Source organism: Peribacillus sp. NPDC055009 (genome assembly GCF_053608705.1).
Window position 1 is genome coordinate 165912 of the sequence record NZ_JBSGVZ010000004.1, and the last position, 15996, is coordinate 181907.

Below are 15996 nucleotides of genomic sequence, written 5' to 3' on the forward strand. Positions count from 1 at the left end.
GAGGGAAGTGAATATACGGCAGTCCAATGGGGGGTATACATTATCTGAAACCCTTATTGTCCTCGTTATTTTTGTACTACTGATTTCCATCGGTCCTAATCTATATCCTAGCTTCACTAAAGGCATGGAAAATAGGCTATTTCTTTCTCAATTCCATGAAGATATCTTCTATGCACAGCAGTATGCCATCAGTCACGAGAGCTTGATCTACCTTCATATTAATAATGCCAAAAAGGTTTATACCGTGTCATCTTATAAGGAAGGGATCGTTCTAGAGAGGAGTATACCAAAGGATATTCAGTTTTTAAGTGGCACTTTGGGGTTTAGCTTCCATTTTAATCAGTATGGAAATGCTTCAAAAGCCGGAACGATTATGATTGACACGTCAAAAGGAATGTACAAATTGGTCCTCAATATCGGTAAAGGGAGGTTCAGGATTGAGAAATTGTAAAGGTTACGTTTACCTTGAGCTGATGGCCGCATTTTCCATTTGTATTTTCCTGGTACTTGCCATTTTACCGATTCTTGAAGAGTTAATGACGCATCGGAAAGATATTGCCGTAAGGACAGAAGCCCACCATTTATTATATGAAAGATTGACGGCGTTCATGGATGGGGAAATACAAGCAATTGGTCAGGAAATCATTTACAAAAGAAGATCCTATGAATTGGTTTGGAAGGACAATGGGGATTTCCCGGGGATGATTGAAGGGTGTGTACGTTATGAAGATGAATCGGGTAATCTTGAATCCATTTGTGATGCTGCGAAAAAATGATGGCTTTACGATGATCGAAATGCTTTTTTCTTTAATGATATTAATGACGACGTCCCTTTTTGTTCTACAGCTTTTTTCAATCATTCACACCCAGATGGGGTCCGTTGATAAATTGCATCCTAAAGAGTGGGAGGTCTTTACCATGCAAATGAAGCAGGAGGTCCGGAGTTCCAAAGCTCAGGATGTAATGGGAAATAAATTATATTTGATGCTTTCAGATGAACAATTATCATCGTTTGAACAATATGAAGATAAGGTCCGAAGACGAGTGAATGGCATGGGGCATGAGGTCATCTTACAGAACATTTCGAAATTCCGGGTTGAGAAGGATGGCAGTGTCATTGTTATAAATATAACGGATAAAGCAGGGACTACTTTCAGTCGAAGATTTCATCCTTTCTTTAGGAATGTCACGAAAGTCGATGAATAATCAAAAAGGAGTCGTTTTCCCGATGGTCATGATTGTAGCGAGTGTTTTCATCATGTTCACAATACTAATGATCGATCAGTTTATCATTGTTAAAAAATTTTATAAAGAAGTGGAAGAATCGCTTGTGGCCGACCATCTTGTCCATTTAGCGATCAAGGATGTGACGGCAGAGTGGGGCGAAGAGATCCCAAAAATCATCCAGGGGGAAATTTCATACCCTAATGGTGTGGTGCGGTATTCCGTAATGAAAGAAGAAGGTCCTTATGTCTATATCGAGTTCACATCCACGACTAAAAATGACCGCGAGGGAAGGGTCATCATTCAATACGATAAAGAAGCTGGGAAAGTGAAAGAATGGTTGGAAAAGCAGGCTGTTTAATACGCAAAATCAACATTCTTTTAAGTCAGGTACACGTGTTCAGGGAACAAGCAAAGGAATAAAAGCTGCGTAAACGGGGCATACTTTGCATAGGGTGATTATTTTATATGTCTACAAACGCTTATATTAAATATCTGACTCAGCAGCTTGTCGAGTATTTTAATCTGACGAAAAAAGAACGAAAAGAAAAGCGCCGTCACAGAAAAGAGGATAAAAATCATGGTATGTCCCATTGGTTTGGCATTGTCCCTTTTGCTTTGTCGATGTTCGTAAGGAAAAATATCAAAAAATAAAACAGATGTCCTGAATTTAGGGCATCTGTTTTTTTATTGTTCTTACTTATCCCAATGCCCTATCAGAAAGGTAAAATAACCCTCCGTTGATGATGGATATTCGGATGTTGGGTTCATATTGAGCTTTTAAGGCATCTTTTTCGGTAAAATAGCTCTCACTTTTTTCTTCCATATCCTTGTAAAAATGCTCCAATAAATTCAAGTCATTCTGCCAGCGAAGCATTGCTTCCTCTGCCCAGGAATGGTCATCATCCTCGAAACTGGTCCTGATGTATGTATCCAGTCTTGCCAATCCGCTCTTGGGCATTATGAGCGGTGAAAGCGTAAAGGAGTAATCCGGTATTTTGGGGGTGACCTTTATCGGTAAAACCCGATGGTGAAACCTTTCCATGATCTCACCTGAGATTAAATTCAAACCGATCGACATGAAGGTATCCTTTTTACGATCGCATTGATAGGATATTTTCACATTCAGGGTCAGCCAAGGAAACAAAGGATTATTTCCCCCTTTTGATGGAGGGGTATCCTCAAAAAGTCTAGTATATCCTGCCAGCTTTTTGGTAGATTGAATAATCTGGTGAAGGCGAGGGGAGCCAAAATGAATCATTTCTCCCTTTAAATCGGATGGAGCTAGTTCTGGATCGGTAATGAAAGTCATCTGTGCTGGGTTTGGAACGCCGCCTGTTTTTTCTAGATAATGCCAATAAAAGGGTCTGTTCATTAATTCTTTATCCATATCAATCGTCAATTGGACTGTAAGGTGGGTTGGTGCATTATCCAGTATTTCACAATCATTGGCTTTAAAGTAAGTTATTAAAAAATCATGAATTTCCCGTTGCTGCATGAACCTCACCTTCCTTCATTGATTGGGCGAATTGGATTAACGATGAAAAATTATCCATCTTGATTTTCATTTCGCCCTCTGTTTTGGATTCACCGACTACATCAATCAAATATTCTTCAATGTTGTTAATATCCAGTTTGGTTAGAATATCATCCAATTCGCCGATTACTTTCTCGAATAAATTTATTTTTTCATATAGTAACTTTAGAATATGTTCTTCCACTGTATTTTTCGTGGCAAAGTTATAAATCATCACATCTTCTTCCTGACCAAGGCGGTGTATCCGTCCGATTCTCTGTTCGAGCCTCATCGGGTTCCATGGCAGGTCAAAATTAATCAAGTGATGGCAAAACTGAAGGTTTATCCCTTCCCCGCCAGCTTCTGTTGCAATCAATACCTGTATATTTTTTTGGAATAATTCTCGCATCCAGTCTTTCTTTCCGCGCTTAAAACCGCCTCGGAAAGGAACTGAAGAAATTCCATTCTGCTGTAGATACCATTGTAGATATAGCTGAGTCGCCCGGTATTCGGTAAAGATAATGACTTTATCATCAATTTTCTTGATCAGTTCCAAAGCTTTTTCAGCCTTTGAGTTCTGAACCGTTTCATTCACTTTAGAAAATAAATCATCAAGCTTTGCCAAAAAGTCAGGGGAAGGCTGATCATATTTATTTTTCATATTCTTTAATGTATAAAAGACCGCCTCTCTGCTGCTGCATGCTTCCCTTTGGAGAGTGAGAGCCGAAAAGGCGCTTCCTTTAGAACCATCCGAAATAGGTTTGAATTTGGAAACAGCATCGTACAATGCTTGTTCCGTTGGAGAAAATTCAATGGTGATGGTCTCCACATGCCGTTTTGTCCATTCAATGCCAGTATCGGCCCGCCGGTTTCGAATCATGACAGTGTTGACAAGTTCCTTTAGGTGTTCATCTTCAATTATGTTCCGGCCTTTCCCTTTATACTTTTCTGAAAAAAGTGAGGCATTTCCCAAGTGGCCTGGTTTCAATAACGAAACGAGGTGGAAAATTTCCTCGACTTTATTTTGAATCGGAGTGGCTGTCAGGAGTAAACAAAATTTCTTTTTCAGATTTTGGACGAATTCATAGTTCTTCGTCTTATTATTTTTAAGTTTATGAGCTTCATCAATAATGATGAAGTCGTATTCCTGCTTGAAAATGATATCTCGATGTGGAGCTCGTTTCGCTGTATCAATGGATGAAATGACCACATCACAGGAGTCCCAAACATAGCTTTTTCTCTGAACGACTGCCGGTATATGAAACTTGGTATTCAATTCAAAAGCCCATTGTGTGACAAGGGAAGCCGGAACAAGGATCAAAACTTTTTTTACAAGGCCCCTAATCATATACTCTTTTAGGATCAATCCAGCTTCAATTGTTTTTCCGAGCCCTACCTCATCAGCTAAAATGGCCTTTCCATTCATCTTTTCCACCACTTGCTTGGCTGCTTCCAATTGATGGGGAAGTGGGGTTAACTGCGGAAGGTGCTTGGGCGCCTGTAAACCTTCAAAATCAGGGATGATAAGATTTTCCTCCATTTGAACCGCGAGCTTATAAAGCTCCCAGTTTCCCCATGGACCGTCATTTTCCATCTTTTGCAGAAACTCGTCATTCCATTCAGAATTAAAGGATATATTGATTTTCATAGAAATAACTCCCTCTTAAATCATATTTTCCTTAATAAAAGGTCAAAACCCGAACATTTCATATGTGAAGTAAGAAAAATATTTCTCTTCAAAAGATATTGCAGAGATAAGTTTCTTAGGGTAGGATATAAGTATATTTAGAAAATTCCAATTTCCCAACGCTACAAAGAATCTTTGTACATCGATTTTGCAGTTCGCGTTTTCTTAGTATGGGCTATAGGCTTCTAATTTATCCAAGATTACTGAAGGAGACCAATCAAACGGTTTCTGAGGTTTCAGGAGAATTGGCAGAGAATGCATTCCACGATGCTCAGAGGTTTTACCGATGTTTGGTGGCTTATTCGCTTCCTTTCATTGGTAGACCATTTATATGCGGGTGAAGATAAGGGGAGAGACTACGGATGTAGCGCCGAAGGAGCAAACTTAGCAGTGAATCTCTCAGGCAAAAGAACTCTTATTGGACGCAACTCTGGAGAGCGCCGTCCGTTTTGGGACGGCCACCAAAGGGGAAAACCTATTACATAGGTAAACTTTCAGGTTTCAGGACAGAGAAAAAGCTCAAACGGGCTTTCTCTGTCCTTTTTTGTGCTTTTTTCACATCATGAATCAGGATATATCTGATGCGTAATGACAAGAAGCTTTTGATAATGAAGCCAATTAATTTAAAAAAATCTGAAGGGGGTCATTTTTTGACCGATTTAAAAAGAACACCACTATTTGAGGTTTATCGTGAATACGGAGGTAAAACGATTGATTTTGGCGGCTGGGAACTTCCTGTCCAATTTTCGGGTATAAAGGACGAACATGAAGCCGTACGTACAAAAGCTGGGTTATTCGATGTTTCCCATATGGGTGAAGTCGATGTTAAGGGTCCTGGGAGCCTTTCCTTTTTACAAAAGATGCTGACTAATGATATATCAAAGCTGAAACAGGGCGGTGCCCAATATTCCGCCATGTGTTATGAAAACGGAGGCACGGTTGATGATCTAATCGTGTATAAAAGGTCTGAGGATGACTATCTGCTCGTGGTCAATGCAGCGAACACAGAAAAAGATTTCAATTGGCTGCAAGCTCATTTATCGGAAGATGTCCAAATCAAGAATGTATCTAGTGACTATACACAGCTGGCACTTCAAGGGCCAGCTGCAGAGAAGATTTTACAAAAACTATCGGGAAATACTGCTTTAAGTGAAATTGGATTTTTCAAGTTCAAGGAAAATGTCATGATTAACGGTATCTCCACGATGGTATCCCGTACTGGATACACTGGTGAGGATGGCTTTGAGATATATAGTGACAGTGAAAATGGTCCAGCCCTTTGGAAGGCGATTATGGATGCCGGAAACGAAGAGGGAGTTCAGCCGATTGGATTAGGTGCTCGTGATACCCTGCGTTTTGAAGCGAAACTGCCGTTGTATGGGCAGGAGCTTTCAGCAGACATCACCCCGATAGAAGCCGGGATTGGTTTTGCAGTAAAAGTCGATAAGGAAGTTGATTTTTTCGGGAAAGCCGTTCTTGCTGAGCAAAAGGAGAAAGGAGCTCCTCGCAAGCTTGTGGGAATTGAAATGATAGACCGTGGCATTCCACGTCATGGGTATAAGGTCTACAGCGGTGATAAAGTCATTGGCGAGGTCACGACCGGTACCCAATCACCAACGTTGAAGAAAAACGTGGGTTTGGTACTTATCGATAAGGAATTTTCAGTGCTGGATGCGGAAGTCGAAGTGGAGATCCGTTCCAAACGTTTGAAAGCCGTTATAATACAAACACCTTTTTATAAAAAACCACGTAAATAGAGGGGAATGGTCATTAGATGAAACATCGTTATTTACCCATGACAGAGCAAGATAAACAAGAAATGCTGAAAGCGATAGGGGTATCCACTGCTGAAGAACTTTTCAATGATATCCCTGAGAGCGTTCGTTTTCAAGGAGAATATGATATCAAGCCTGCTAAATCGGAACCAGCATTAATGAAAGAATTATCAAGGCTTGCTGCCAAGAATGCGGATCTTAAAAACTATGCTTCCTTCCTTGGTGCGGGTGTCTATGACCATTATGCACCGGTCATCGTCGATCATGTTCTATCCCGTTCTGAATTTTACACGGCTTATACACCCTATCAGCCTGAAATTTCACAGGGAGAGCTTCAAGCAATCTTTGAATATCAAACGATGATATGTGAATTGACGGGCATGGATGTGGCTAACTCCTCCATGTATGACGGCGGGACAGCGCTGGCTGAAGCAGCCATGCTTGCTTCAGGACAGACACGCCGCAAGAAGATTCTCATTTCAGGAACCGTTCATCCTGAATCAAGAGAAGTCGTGAAAACTTATGCGAAAGGGCAACGCGTGGAAGTGATCGAAATTCCTTATAAAGACGGTGTGACGGACTTAGCTGCTTTAAAGGAATTGGCGAATGAGGACATTGCAGGAGTGATCGTGCAATATCCGAACTTTTTTGGTCGGATCGAGTCATTGAAGGAAATGGAAGAAATCATTCATGGCGTCAAATCCATGTTTATCGTTTCCAGTAATCCGCTTGCATTGGGAGCTTTGACATCCCCTGGTGCACTCGGTGCAGATATCGTAACGGGGGATGCTCAGCCATTCGGCATTCCAGCGGCATTCGGTGGACCTCATTGTGGATATTTTGCGGTTACTAATAAACTTGTTCGGAAAGTTCCGGGCCGACTCGTCGGTCAAACCGTGGATGAAAATGGTAAAAGGGGATTTGTACTAACGCTACAAGCTCGTGAACAGCACATTCGCCGTGACAAAGCCACATCCAACATTTGTTCCAATCAAGCTTTGAATGCGTTGGCAGCTTCTGTTGCAATGACCGCCCTTGGGAAAAAGGGTGTCAAGGAAATGGCCGTGCAAAATATTCAAAAAGCACATTATGCGAAAAAAGCAATTATGGCAGTAGGGGTGGAAGTGATATTCGACGGTCCTTCGTTCAATGAATTTATCATTAAACTGCCTGCTTCGTTTTCAGAAATCAATAAAAGCCTTTTTGAAAAAGGGATGATCGGCGGCTTTGATTTAGGGACGGTTTATCCTGAGCTGAAAGACCATATGCTGGTTGCGGTAACTGAACTTAGAACAAAAGAAGAAATTGATGCACTTGCGCAGGAATTGGGGGATCAACATGAATAATCAAGATCAATCACTCATTTTTGAAATCAGTACTTCCGGTCGAATCGGGTACAGTCTGCCAGAAATGGATGTTGCAACTATTCCGCTCGAAGAAATTCTTCCTGCCGACTACATCCGTGAAGAAGAGGCAGAACTGCCTGAGGTGTCCGAACTGGATATCATGCGTCACTATACAGCACTCTCCAAACGGAATCATGGGGTGGATTCGGGTTTTTATCCGCTGGGTTCATGCACGATGAAATATAATCCGAAAATAAATGAAAACGTGGCACGTTTCAACGGCTTTGCCCATATCCATCCATATCAAGATCCGGCTACCGTTCAGGGAGCATTGGGACTCTTATTTGATTTGCAGGAACACTTAACTGAAATCACCGGGATGGACCAAGTGACATTACAGCCTGCAGCAGGTGCACATGGTGAGTGGACAGGGTTGATGATGATTCGCGCTTTTCACGAAGCGAATGGCGATACAGAACGGACGAAAGTGATTGTACCTGATTCTGCACACGGTACGAATCCTGCCTCTGCCACTGTTGCCGGACTTGAAACGATTACAGTGAAATCCGATGAAAATGGATTAGTCGACCTTGAAGATTTAAAGCGTGTTGTCGGACCTGATACGGCGGCCTTGATGCTGACGAACCCCAATACATTGGGATTATTTGAAGAAAACATCTTGGAAATGGCACAACTTGTCCATGATGCAGGTGGGAAGCTTTATTATGACGGAGCCAATCTGAATGCAGTCCTTTCAAAAGCACGCCCGGGTGACATGGGCTTTGATGTGGTTCACTTAAATCTCCATAAAACATTCACAGGTCCGCATGGCGGCGGCGGTCCGGGTTCTGGTCCTGTAGGTGTGAAGTCGGACTTGATTCCTTACTTGCCTAAACCTCTTATAATTAAACAAGGTGAGCAATTCGCTCTTGATTATGATCGTCCGCAATCCATTGGCAGGGTAAAACCTTATTATGGTAATTTCGGGATTAACGTGAGGGCATATACGTACATTCGTTCAATGGGGCCTGATGGCCTTAAAGCCGTCACCGAAAATGCGGTCATCAATGCCAATTATATGATGCGCAAGTTGGAACCTTATTTTGACTTACCATATAATCGTCATTGTAAGCACGAATTCGTATTAAGCGGACGCCGGCAAAAGAAATTGGGGGTTAGGACTCTCGATATAGCCAAAAGATTACTGGATTTCGGGTATCATCCTCCAACCATTTACTTCCCGTTGAACGTGGAGGAAGGAATGATGATAGAACCGACTGAAACCGAGTCAAAAGAAACGCTGGATGCGTTCATCGATGCGATGATCCAGATTGCCAAGGAAGCGGAAGAAACCCCGGAAATCGTTCAGGAAGCTCCGCATACAACCGTTATAAAGCGGCTTGATGAAACTCTTGCTGCAAGAAAACCTGTTCTGCGTTATCAAGCCTAGATTGATAGCTTATACGAAAAAAATCCCTGCCTGCCGGCGGGGATTTTTCATGTTTATGTAAGATTTCATTAAAGTCCAGCAGTTAACTTTCTTTTCCTTGAGCTATTGAATTAAAAAGAGCCCATGCGGAGATGGGGTCTTATTTCTTTGCTTTGATTTTCCCGGTCCACATTTTGAAACCGCCCTTTAGGTGAAAAAGTTCCCTGTAGCCCTTTTTGTATAGCATGGCTGCAGCTCTGCCGCTGATGATTTCGCTTTGAGCGTACAAATATACAGGCTTGTCCGGCCTAATTTCGACCAAGCGTGTTTTCATTTGAGTCATAGGGATGTTTCTTGCGCCTAAGATATGGCCATTATCGAAATCATTCGGTTCCCGCACATCGATTAGCTGCACTTTTCTGTAGTTAGCGATAAATTCGTCCTGTGTTAGTGTTTTAACGATTTTACGCTGGCGGTACCAATTAAAAAGTGAATACGCAATAACCACTCCTAAGATGATGAGCAGTGTATATAATATTTCCAAACATAAAAACTCCCTTCTACCTTAACGAATACAGACAATCTTTATTATATAATTGCTTTACCCAATAATCAAAAAGAATTTTCATCAAATTCTTCATGGACTTGATAGTACTTTCTTTTTTAGAGTGTTAAAGTCTGTTAAACTACTACATGTGAGTTTTTTGTGGGGTATTGAAAAACAGTCTATCGAAACGAGGGGTAAGGATGGCTAAAGATAAATGGGGTTTTATAGATTCGGGGTATTGTTCACCGGCTTTTAATATGGCACTGGACGAAGCTCTGTTAAACTGGCAAAGCAAAGGGGAAATTCCGCCAATCATACGCTTTTACGGCTGGGATCCAGCTACATTGTCGATCGGTTATTTTCAAAAGGCGGAAGCGGAAATTGATATCGAAGAGGTCAAAAGGCAGGGCCTTGGTTTTGTACGCAGGCCAACAGGAGGACGAGCGGTCCTGCACGAGCATGAATTGACTTATAGCGTAATCGTTCCAGAATCCTATCCGGGAATGCCGACTACCGTTACTGAAGCATATCGTGTCATTTCTGAAGGAATATTAATGGGATTCAGGAATCTGGGATTGGATGCTTATTTTGCCGTGCCCCGAACCGATCAGGAAAAAGCGGCTTTAAAATCGCCCAGGTCTTCGGTTTGCTTTGATGCTCCAAGCTGGTATGAACTGGTCGTTGAGGGCAGGAAGGTCGCTGGCAGCGCTCAAACCAGGCAAAAAGGCGTCATCCTTCAGCACGGATCCATTTTGCTTGAACTTGATGATGATAAGCTTTTTAGCGTATTTAAATTCTCAAATGACAGGGTTAAAGAGAGAATGCAAAAAAACCTAAAAAACAAAGCTGTGGCCATAAATGATATTGCAGGGAGAAAGATTACCATCCCTGAAGCGAAAGAAGCTTTTGAAAAAGGTTTTGCCGAAGGACTTTCGGTCGATTTAGAGCCATACGTCCTCACCGAAAAGCAATTGCTGGAAGTGAAGTCCATTGCAGAAAGCAAATATGAAAGCGATGATTGGAATTTCATGAGATAGAGGAAGCATAATTAGAGTGGATAATAAAAAAGTTTTTTCAGATTTGTTTGACCAAATAACGCATCCCTTGCAGGGATAAGCCCTAAAAGGGATGGGGAAAAAGCAAGGTCCAAATTAATTGAAATCTGATGAAAAATTATTGTAAATCGACATTTTCCTCCTTTTTGCTAACTATATTAATTGATTTATCGTTTGACAAAATTAAAAGTTATTCAAAACAAACACAATATATAGTAGTTGAAATATTTAATGCGACACTATATGTTGATTTTTGAGTTTCGCTATGATAAATTTAGGGTACTTGTTAAGCGAAACGGACATGTAAGGTTACATAAGGATTTTTGCGGCAGCAAGAACGGATCTTGAAACATATAAAGGAGAGGGAATTATGTCGGTTGTAATAAAAGAAGCTTTAAAGGTTGATCTAGAAAGGTTGAATAAGGATATTTCTTTATTTCCCCAGGTTCACCCTGTAACTGCTGATATGAAAATGGCGCATAAGGGAGTGTCCCGTCTAGTCATGCTTGACCGCTATTCTTTTAAGGATACTGAAAAAATCACACTCTCGGCAGGCGATTTCGTCGTGTTGACGATTAAGGAAGATCCGAAATTCCCGGCAAGGGGTCTCGGTTACATCGTTGAAATAGATTGGGAAACCAAAAAAGCGAAGGTTTTGGTGGATGAAGAGTTCCGTGGCGTTCTGGATAATCCGGAAGAAATGGAGACGGGAATTGTAAACCGTCCTTTGGATATTATCGAAAAGCCGCTTGAAATATACTATGAACAAATTGCGAAACGTAATGCAACGGGATTGGCATCAGTGGAAACCACGGAAGAAAAGAGAACGGAATGGTTCAATAAATTCTATGAAGAATTAAAGAACCTTAATTTCGTCCCGGCAGGACGAGTATTATATGGTGCAGGTTCCAATACGGATGTTACTTATTTCAACTGTTATGTAATGCCATTCGTACCGGATTCACGTGAAGGTATTTCAGAACATAGGAAACAAGTGATGGAAATCATGAGCCGCGGCGGCGGAGTGGGAACGAACGGGTCGACACTGCGTCCAAGAAACACTCTGGCAAAAGGCGTAAACGGAAAATCCTCGGGTTCTGTGTCGTGGCTTGACGATATTGCGAAACTGACGCATCTTGTTGAACAGGGCGGTAGCAGACGCGGCGCGCAAATGATCATGCTTGCTGATTGGCATCCTGATATTGCAGAGTTCATCATTTCTAAAATGCAAAACCCAAGGATTCTGCGTTACCTAGTGGAAAATACTAAAGACGAAGCAATCAAGAAATATGCGACGGATAAATTGAAATTCACGCCGCACACGGAACAGGAAACGGCTATGTATCAAGGGATCATCAATTATAAGGAGATTCCTGGCCAAGGTGGATTCAGCGAGAAAATCATTAGGGATGCAGAGGAAAAGCTCCGTACAGGGGGAACATACAGTGTCCATAATTCTGATTTTCTGACTGGAGCCAACATCTCGATTTGCCTGACTAAGGAATTCATGGAAGCGGCGGAACAAGATGCGGAATACGAATTGCGTTTTCCTGATGTTGAAAGCTATAATGCCGAAGAAATGGCCATTTACAATGAAGAATGGCATAATGTCGGCGATGTTCGCGAATGGGAGAAAATGGGTCACAAAGTCCGTGTTTACCGTAAAATCCGCGCTAAAGAGCTTTGGAATTTAATAAATATTTGTGCAACATATTCTGCTGAACCAGGTATTTTCTTTATCGATAATGCTAATGAAATGACGAATGCCAAAGCATACGGTCAACAGGTCGTAGCGACGAACCCTTGTGGAGAACAGCCATTGGCCCCATATTCAGTATGTAACCTTGCGGCAGTCAATCTGGCTGAGATGGCTGATAAAGAAAGCAAAACCGTTAATTTCGAGAAACTTAAGCAGACTGTCGAAGTCGGTGTGCGTATGCAGGACAATGTCATTGACGCAACTCCTTATTTCTTGGAAGAAAACAAAAAACAGGCACTGGGCGAGCGACGGGTTGGACTTGGTGTAATGGGTCTGCATGACCTTTTGATCTACTGTGAGACGGAATATGGCTCTGAAGAAGGAAATATCCTGGTTGACAAGGTGTTTGAAACGATTGCGACGACAGCTTACAGGGCTTCCGTGGAACTTGCTAAAGAAAAAGGCAGTTTCCCGTTCCTGATCGGGTCAACGGACAAAGAAACCGATGAGCTTAGAACACGTTTCACACAAACCGGATTTATGGAAAAAATGCCTGAAGATATCAGGGAAAGTGTTGCTGCACATGGCATCCGTAACTCTCATTTATTGACAGTTGCTCCTACAGGAAGCACAGGAACTATGGTCGGGGTATCAACAGGTCTTGAACCATATTTCTCCTTCACGTATTTCCGCAGCGGCCGTCTTGGTAAATTCATTGAAGTTAAGGCTGACATTGTACAGGAATACTTGGACCGTCATCCAGAAGCCGATACAGAAGAGCTTCCAAAATGGTTCATTTCCGCTATGGAATTAGCTCCAGAAGCACATGCTGATGTTCAATGCATCATTCAACGCTGGATTGACAGCTCGATCAGTAAAACGGTAAATGCTCCAAAAGGATATACTGTCGAACAAGTTGCAAAAGTATATGAACGTCTATACAAAGGCGGAGCAAAAGGCGGTACTGTATATGTGGATGGCAGCCGTGACAGTCAGGTTCTTACGCTCAAAGCGGAAGAAAACCAAATGGACGAGCAGCTTGAAATGGATGAATTGACAGATGTGGAAGTAAAGAAAAAAGTCGTATTGGTCGATACGATAAATGAACTGCGTTCGACTAACGTTACGATTGGGTCGGAAGTGGGCAACACTTGTCCGGTGTGCCGTAAAGGCGAAGTCCAGGAAATGGGCGGATGCAATACTTGCACGAATTGCGGAGCACAATTAAAATGCGGGCTATAAGCTGATGTAAGGGAAGCCGTTAAGTATGCTGCAAAGCCTATCTTAACGGCTTTTTTAGTGTCTTAAATGTTTGTTAGTTACCGTCTGTTCAATTACAAACCAATAGAGAAGACCGAATCATCGTAAATTCGGTCTTCTTTTTGCGTTCAATCAACCATTTTCATTTTGCTGCCTTATTTCCTTCTCGGCTAGATATTGGTTTCCATCTTTCAATACCGAAAATTCATCGACCGAGTCTCCAGGTATATTCCTTGGATTTGGATATTTATTATCTGTTTGGACGGTGATCGCTTGTTTCCCCGTTCCATTTGTCAAGAAATCTCGTTTTTTATTAGCCATATGGCATCTCCTTCATTTTGAATTTCCAAGTAAAAACAATCATGATGATAACAGAATTAAGAAAAACTATCCTTATGAATTAGATTGTGTAGTTCGATTAAAAGTATGAACAGAATGGAGAACGGAATGAAACCATTTATGCCACAATTAGTGTATATAGAGCCCAGGGCACTGGAATACCCTCTTGGCCGGGAATTGAAGAAGAAATTCGAAGATTTGAACATTGAAATCCGGGAGACCACATCCCATAACCAAATTAGGGACCTTCCTGGGGAAAACGATTTGCAAAAATATCGCGTCGCCAAATCGACGCTTGTGGTAGGAATAAGAAAAACATTGAAATTCGATTCCTCAAAGCCATCTGCTGAATATGCCATCCCTCTTGCTACAGGGTGTATGGGGCACTGTCACTATTGCTATTTACAGACGACACTCGGATCGAAACCATATATTCGGACATATGTGAATCTTGACGAGATTTTCGAGGCAGCCGAAAAATATATAAATGAGAGAAAGCCTGAAATCACACGTTTTGAGGCAGCCTGTACATCGGACATTGTCGGAATTGACCATTTGACACATTCTTTAAAAAGGGCCATAGAATATTTTGGCAAAAGTGAATATGGGGTTTTAAGGTTCGTAACTAAATTTCATCATGTCGACCATCTGTTGGATGCTGAACATAATGGAAAAACGAGATTTCGGTTCAGTATAAATTCGCGTTTTGTGATAAAGAATTTCGAACCCGGGACTTCGAGCTTCGAAGAACGGATGGAAGCGGCACGCAAAGTGGCAGGTGCCGGATATCCCCTGGGTTTTATCGTAGCTCCAATATATCGTCATGAAGCATGGAAGGAGGGCTATCACGAATTATTCGAACGATTGAGTGAGGCGTTAAAAGGAGTGGATATACCGGATTTGACTTTTGAATTAATCCAGCATCGGTTCACTGGTCCAGCAAAAAAAGTGATTCAAAAAAACTACCCGAAAACAAAATTGGAACTGGACGAAACGAAGCGTAAATATAAATGGGGCCGATATGGCATTGGTAAATATGTTTACCAAACCGAAGAAGCCGCAGAACTGGAAACGACCATTCGTGGGTATATCGCTGAATTTTTCCCGAAAGCGGAAATTCAGTATTTTACCTGATGAAGGTAATTTTCTATTCAAAACTGTCATAAATCCCTCTAATCCTGCTTAGAAATGTAAAGACCGGATTAGGGGAGGGCAGCTATGATTATTGACGGCGTTTTTTCCGGAGGCGGGATTAAAGGCTATGGTTTAGTGGGAGCCCTGCAGGAATTAGAAGAACGGGGATTTGTATTCCATCGGACAGCAGGTACAAGTGCAGGATCCATAATTGCAGCTTTCGTGGCAGCTGGGTACACCGGAAAAGAAATGGAAAAGCTATTTATTGATATAGATTTAAGCGGCCTGCTGGATAAAAGGCGTGGTCTTTTGCCTATCCCGCTTGCCAAATGGCTTCTTGTATACTGGAGACTTGGCCTTTATAAAGGCGATGCATTGGAAGGTTGGGTTGCGAGTAAACTTGCCGAAAGGAATGTAGTCACCTTTAAGGATGTTCGACCGAAATCCCTTCGTATCATAACCTCTGACATCACAAATGGGAAATTGGTGGTTCTGCCTGATGATCTACCGAACTATGGCATTGATCCGATCACTTTTCCAGTTGCAAAGGCAGTAAGAATGAGTTGTAGCATTCCTTATTTCTTTGAGCCAGTCAAACTCGATGTCGGAAAAAGCAAGTTCCTTTTTGTTGATGGAGGTGTTTTAAGCAATTTTCCTATGTGGTTATTCAATTCAGATCATGTAAGGAAGGAACGGCCGGTCATAGGCTTGCGGCTGAGTGTCGATGAGATATGGAAACCGCATGAGGTGGATAATGCGGTTGAATTATTTTCCGCACTATTCAAAACGATGAAAGATTCCCATGATGCACGATATATCTCCAAGAAACACGTCCATAATATTGTATTTATCCCGATGAAGGGAGTTTCTGCAATGGATTTCAATCTGAATGATGAACAAAAGGGTGAATTGATGAATCGGGGAAGGCAGTGCACGAAAGAATTCCTAAAAAAATGGACTTATTGATTATAAATAAAAAATCGGG

Annotated in this window: 16 protein-coding genes and 2 riboswitches; of the genes, 12 read left to right on the forward strand and 4 right to left on the reverse strand. The window is 41.8% G+C overall.

Features of this window, described 5'->3' with window-relative positions; genetic code table 11:
- Positions 1 to 7 precede the first annotated feature (7 nt).
- The 5 genes from comGD (at position 8) to ACWF5P_RS09095 (ending at position 1878) form a co-directional block, all read left to right on the forward strand.
- Positions 8 to 451 carry a competence type IV pilus minor pilin ComGD gene (gene comGD / locus ACWF5P_RS09075; RefSeq protein WP_101222554.1) on the forward strand — a complete coding sequence of 148 codons (444 nt, stop codon included), beginning with the start codon at positions 8 to 10 and terminating at the stop codon, positions 449 to 451.
- Complete coding sequence (locus ACWF5P_RS09080; RefSeq protein ID WP_101222553.1) at positions 438 to 776, forward strand: hypothetical protein; 339 nt, start codon at positions 438 to 440, stop codon at positions 774 to 776. Before comGD ends, ACWF5P_RS09080 begins: the two co-directional genes overlap by 14 nt.
- On the forward strand, positions 724 to 1206 hold the full coding sequence (comGF, locus tag ACWF5P_RS09085) for a competence type IV pilus minor pilin ComGF (protein ID WP_101222552.1): 483 nt from the start codon (positions 724 to 726) through the stop codon (positions 1204 to 1206). The genes ACWF5P_RS09080 and comGF overlap by 53 nt, the downstream gene beginning before the upstream one ends.
- On the forward strand, positions 1199 to 1585 hold the full coding sequence (gene comGG / locus ACWF5P_RS09090; RefSeq protein WP_452444812.1) for a competence type IV pilus minor pilin ComGG: 387 nt from the start codon (positions 1199 to 1201) through the stop codon (positions 1583 to 1585). The genes comGF and comGG overlap by 8 nt, the downstream gene beginning before the upstream one ends.
- Positions 1586 to 1692: 107 nt before the next feature.
- Positions 1693 to 1878: a YqzE family protein gene (locus ACWF5P_RS09095; RefSeq protein WP_063233067.1), complete on the forward strand. Its 186-nt coding sequence runs from the start codon at positions 1693 to 1695 to the stop codon at positions 1876 to 1878.
- 46 nt (positions 1879 to 1924) lie between these two features.
- On the opposite strand, the gene ACWF5P_RS09100 is transcribed toward ACWF5P_RS09095, so the two are convergent.
- Positions 1925 to 2722: a YqhG family protein gene (locus ACWF5P_RS09100; RefSeq protein ID WP_230177008.1), complete on the reverse strand. Its 798-nt coding sequence runs from the start codon at positions 2720 to 2722 to the stop codon at positions 1925 to 1927.
- Positions 2700 to 4388 carry a DEAD/DEAH box helicase gene (locus ACWF5P_RS09105; RefSeq protein ID WP_101222549.1) on the reverse strand — a complete coding sequence of 563 codons (1689 nt, stop codon included), beginning with the start codon at positions 4386 to 4388 and terminating at the stop codon, positions 2700 to 2702. The genes ACWF5P_RS09100 and ACWF5P_RS09105 overlap by 23 nt, the downstream gene beginning before the upstream one ends.
- A gap of 376 nt (positions 4389 to 4764) precedes the next feature.
- Positions 4765 to 4852: riboswitch (glycine riboswitch) on the forward strand.
- 3 nt (positions 4853 to 4855) lie between these two features.
- Positions 4856 to 4939: riboswitch (glycine riboswitch) on the forward strand.
- Positions 4940 to 5077: 138 nt separating this feature from the next.
- Here ACWF5P_RS09105 and gcvT point away from each other — a divergent pair.
- From gcvT to gcvPB, 3 genes are read left to right on the forward strand one after another with little or no spacing between them, the layout of a single operon-like run.
- Complete coding sequence (gene gcvT, locus ACWF5P_RS09110; protein WP_230177007.1) at positions 5078 to 6184, forward strand: glycine cleavage system aminomethyltransferase GcvT; 1107 nt, start codon at positions 5078 to 5080, stop codon at positions 6182 to 6184.
- Positions 6185 to 6201: 17 nt separating this feature from the next.
- Positions 6202 to 7548, forward strand: coding sequence for an aminomethyl-transferring glycine dehydrogenase subunit GcvPA (gcvPA, locus tag ACWF5P_RS09115; RefSeq protein ID WP_434167383.1), 1347 nt, complete (start codon positions 6202 to 6204; stop codon positions 7546 to 7548).
- Positions 7541 to 8998 (forward strand): aminomethyl-transferring glycine dehydrogenase subunit GcvPB, encoded by a 1458-nt coding sequence (gcvPB, locus tag ACWF5P_RS09120; RefSeq protein WP_101222547.1) that lies wholly within the window; start codon positions 7541 to 7543, stop codon positions 8996 to 8998. Before gcvPA ends, gcvPB begins: the two co-directional genes overlap by 8 nt.
- A gap of 139 nt (positions 8999 to 9137) precedes the next feature.
- On the opposite strand, the gene ACWF5P_RS09125 is transcribed toward gcvPB, so the two are convergent.
- Complete coding sequence (locus ACWF5P_RS09125) at positions 9138 to 9521, reverse strand: rhodanese-like domain-containing protein (RefSeq protein WP_076365383.1); 384 nt, start codon at positions 9519 to 9521, stop codon at positions 9138 to 9140.
- 203 nt (positions 9522 to 9724) lie between these two features.
- Between ACWF5P_RS09125 and ACWF5P_RS09130 the strand changes: the two genes are divergently transcribed.
- Together ACWF5P_RS09130 and ACWF5P_RS09135 are read left to right on the forward strand one after the other, a co-directional pair.
- Positions 9725 to 10561: a lipoate--protein ligase family protein gene (locus ACWF5P_RS09130; protein WP_101222546.1), complete on the forward strand. Its 837-nt coding sequence runs from the start codon at positions 9725 to 9727 to the stop codon at positions 10559 to 10561.
- A 388-nt stretch (positions 10562 to 10949) separates the two neighbouring features.
- Positions 10950 to 13520 carry a vitamin B12-dependent ribonucleotide reductase gene (locus ACWF5P_RS09135; RefSeq protein ID WP_452444813.1) on the forward strand — a complete coding sequence of 857 codons (2571 nt, stop codon included), beginning with the start codon at positions 10950 to 10952 and terminating at the stop codon, positions 13518 to 13520.
- 150 nt (positions 13521 to 13670) lie between these two features.
- Here the strand turns inward: ACWF5P_RS09135 and ACWF5P_RS09140 are convergent, their stop codons facing one another.
- Entirely contained in the window at positions 13671 to 13859 is a 189-nt protein-coding gene (locus tag ACWF5P_RS09140; RefSeq protein ID WP_434167382.1) for a hypothetical protein, read from the reverse strand.
- Positions 13860 to 13985: 126 nt separating this feature from the next.
- On the opposite strand from ACWF5P_RS09140, the gene splB reads away from it, so the two are divergent.
- Together splB and ACWF5P_RS09150 are read left to right on the forward strand one after the other, a co-directional pair.
- Positions 13986 to 15011, forward strand: coding sequence for a spore photoproduct lyase (splB, locus tag ACWF5P_RS09145; RefSeq protein ID WP_350299455.1), 1026 nt, complete (start codon positions 13986 to 13988; stop codon positions 15009 to 15011).
- Positions 15012 to 15095: 84 nt separating this feature from the next.
- Complete coding sequence (locus ACWF5P_RS09150) at positions 15096 to 15977, forward strand: patatin-like phospholipase family protein (RefSeq protein WP_434167381.1); 882 nt, start codon at positions 15096 to 15098, stop codon at positions 15975 to 15977.
- The last annotated feature ends 19 nt before the right edge of the window (positions 15978 to 15996 follow it).

Coding starts and splice junctions, on each gene's coding strand:
- comGF (WP_101222552.1), top strand. CDS start 724: ATGAAGATGAATCGGGTAATCTTGAATCCATTTGTGATGCTGCGAAAA.
- comGG (WP_452444812.1), top strand. CDS start 1,199: ATGAATAATCAAAAAGGAGTCGTTTTCCCGATGGTCATGATTGTAGCG.
- ACWF5P_RS09095 (WP_063233067.1), top strand. CDS start 1,693: ATGTCTACAAACGCTTATATTAAATATCTGACTCAGCAGCTTGTCGAG.
- ACWF5P_RS09100 (WP_230177008.1), bottom strand. CDS start 2,722: ATGCAGCAACGGGAAATTCATGATTTTTTAATAACTTACTTTAAAGCC.
- ACWF5P_RS09105 (WP_101222549.1), bottom strand. CDS start 4,388: ATGAAAATCAATATATCCTTTAATTCTGAATGGAATGACGAGTTTCTG.
- gcvPA (WP_434167383.1), top strand. CDS start 6,202: ATGAAACATCGTTATTTACCCATGACAGAGCAAGATAAACAAGAAATG.
- gcvPB (WP_101222547.1), top strand. CDS start 7,541: ATGAATAATCAAGATCAATCACTCATTTTTGAAATCAGTACTTCCGGT.
- ACWF5P_RS09130 (WP_101222546.1), top strand. CDS start 9,725: ATGGCTAAAGATAAATGGGGTTTTATAGATTCGGGGTATTGTTCACCG.
- ACWF5P_RS09135 (WP_452444813.1), top strand. CDS start 10,950: ATGTCGGTTGTAATAAAAGAAGCTTTAAAGGTTGATCTAGAAAGGTTG.
- ACWF5P_RS09140 (WP_434167382.1), bottom strand. CDS start 13,859: ATGGCTAATAAAAAACGAGATTTCTTGACAAATGGAACGGGGAAACAA.
- splB (WP_350299455.1), top strand. CDS start 13,986: ATGAAACCATTTATGCCACAATTAGTGTATATAGAGCCCAGGGCACTG.
- ACWF5P_RS09150 (WP_434167381.1), top strand. CDS start 15,096: ATGATTATTGACGGCGTTTTTTCCGGAGGCGGGATTAAAGGCTATGGT.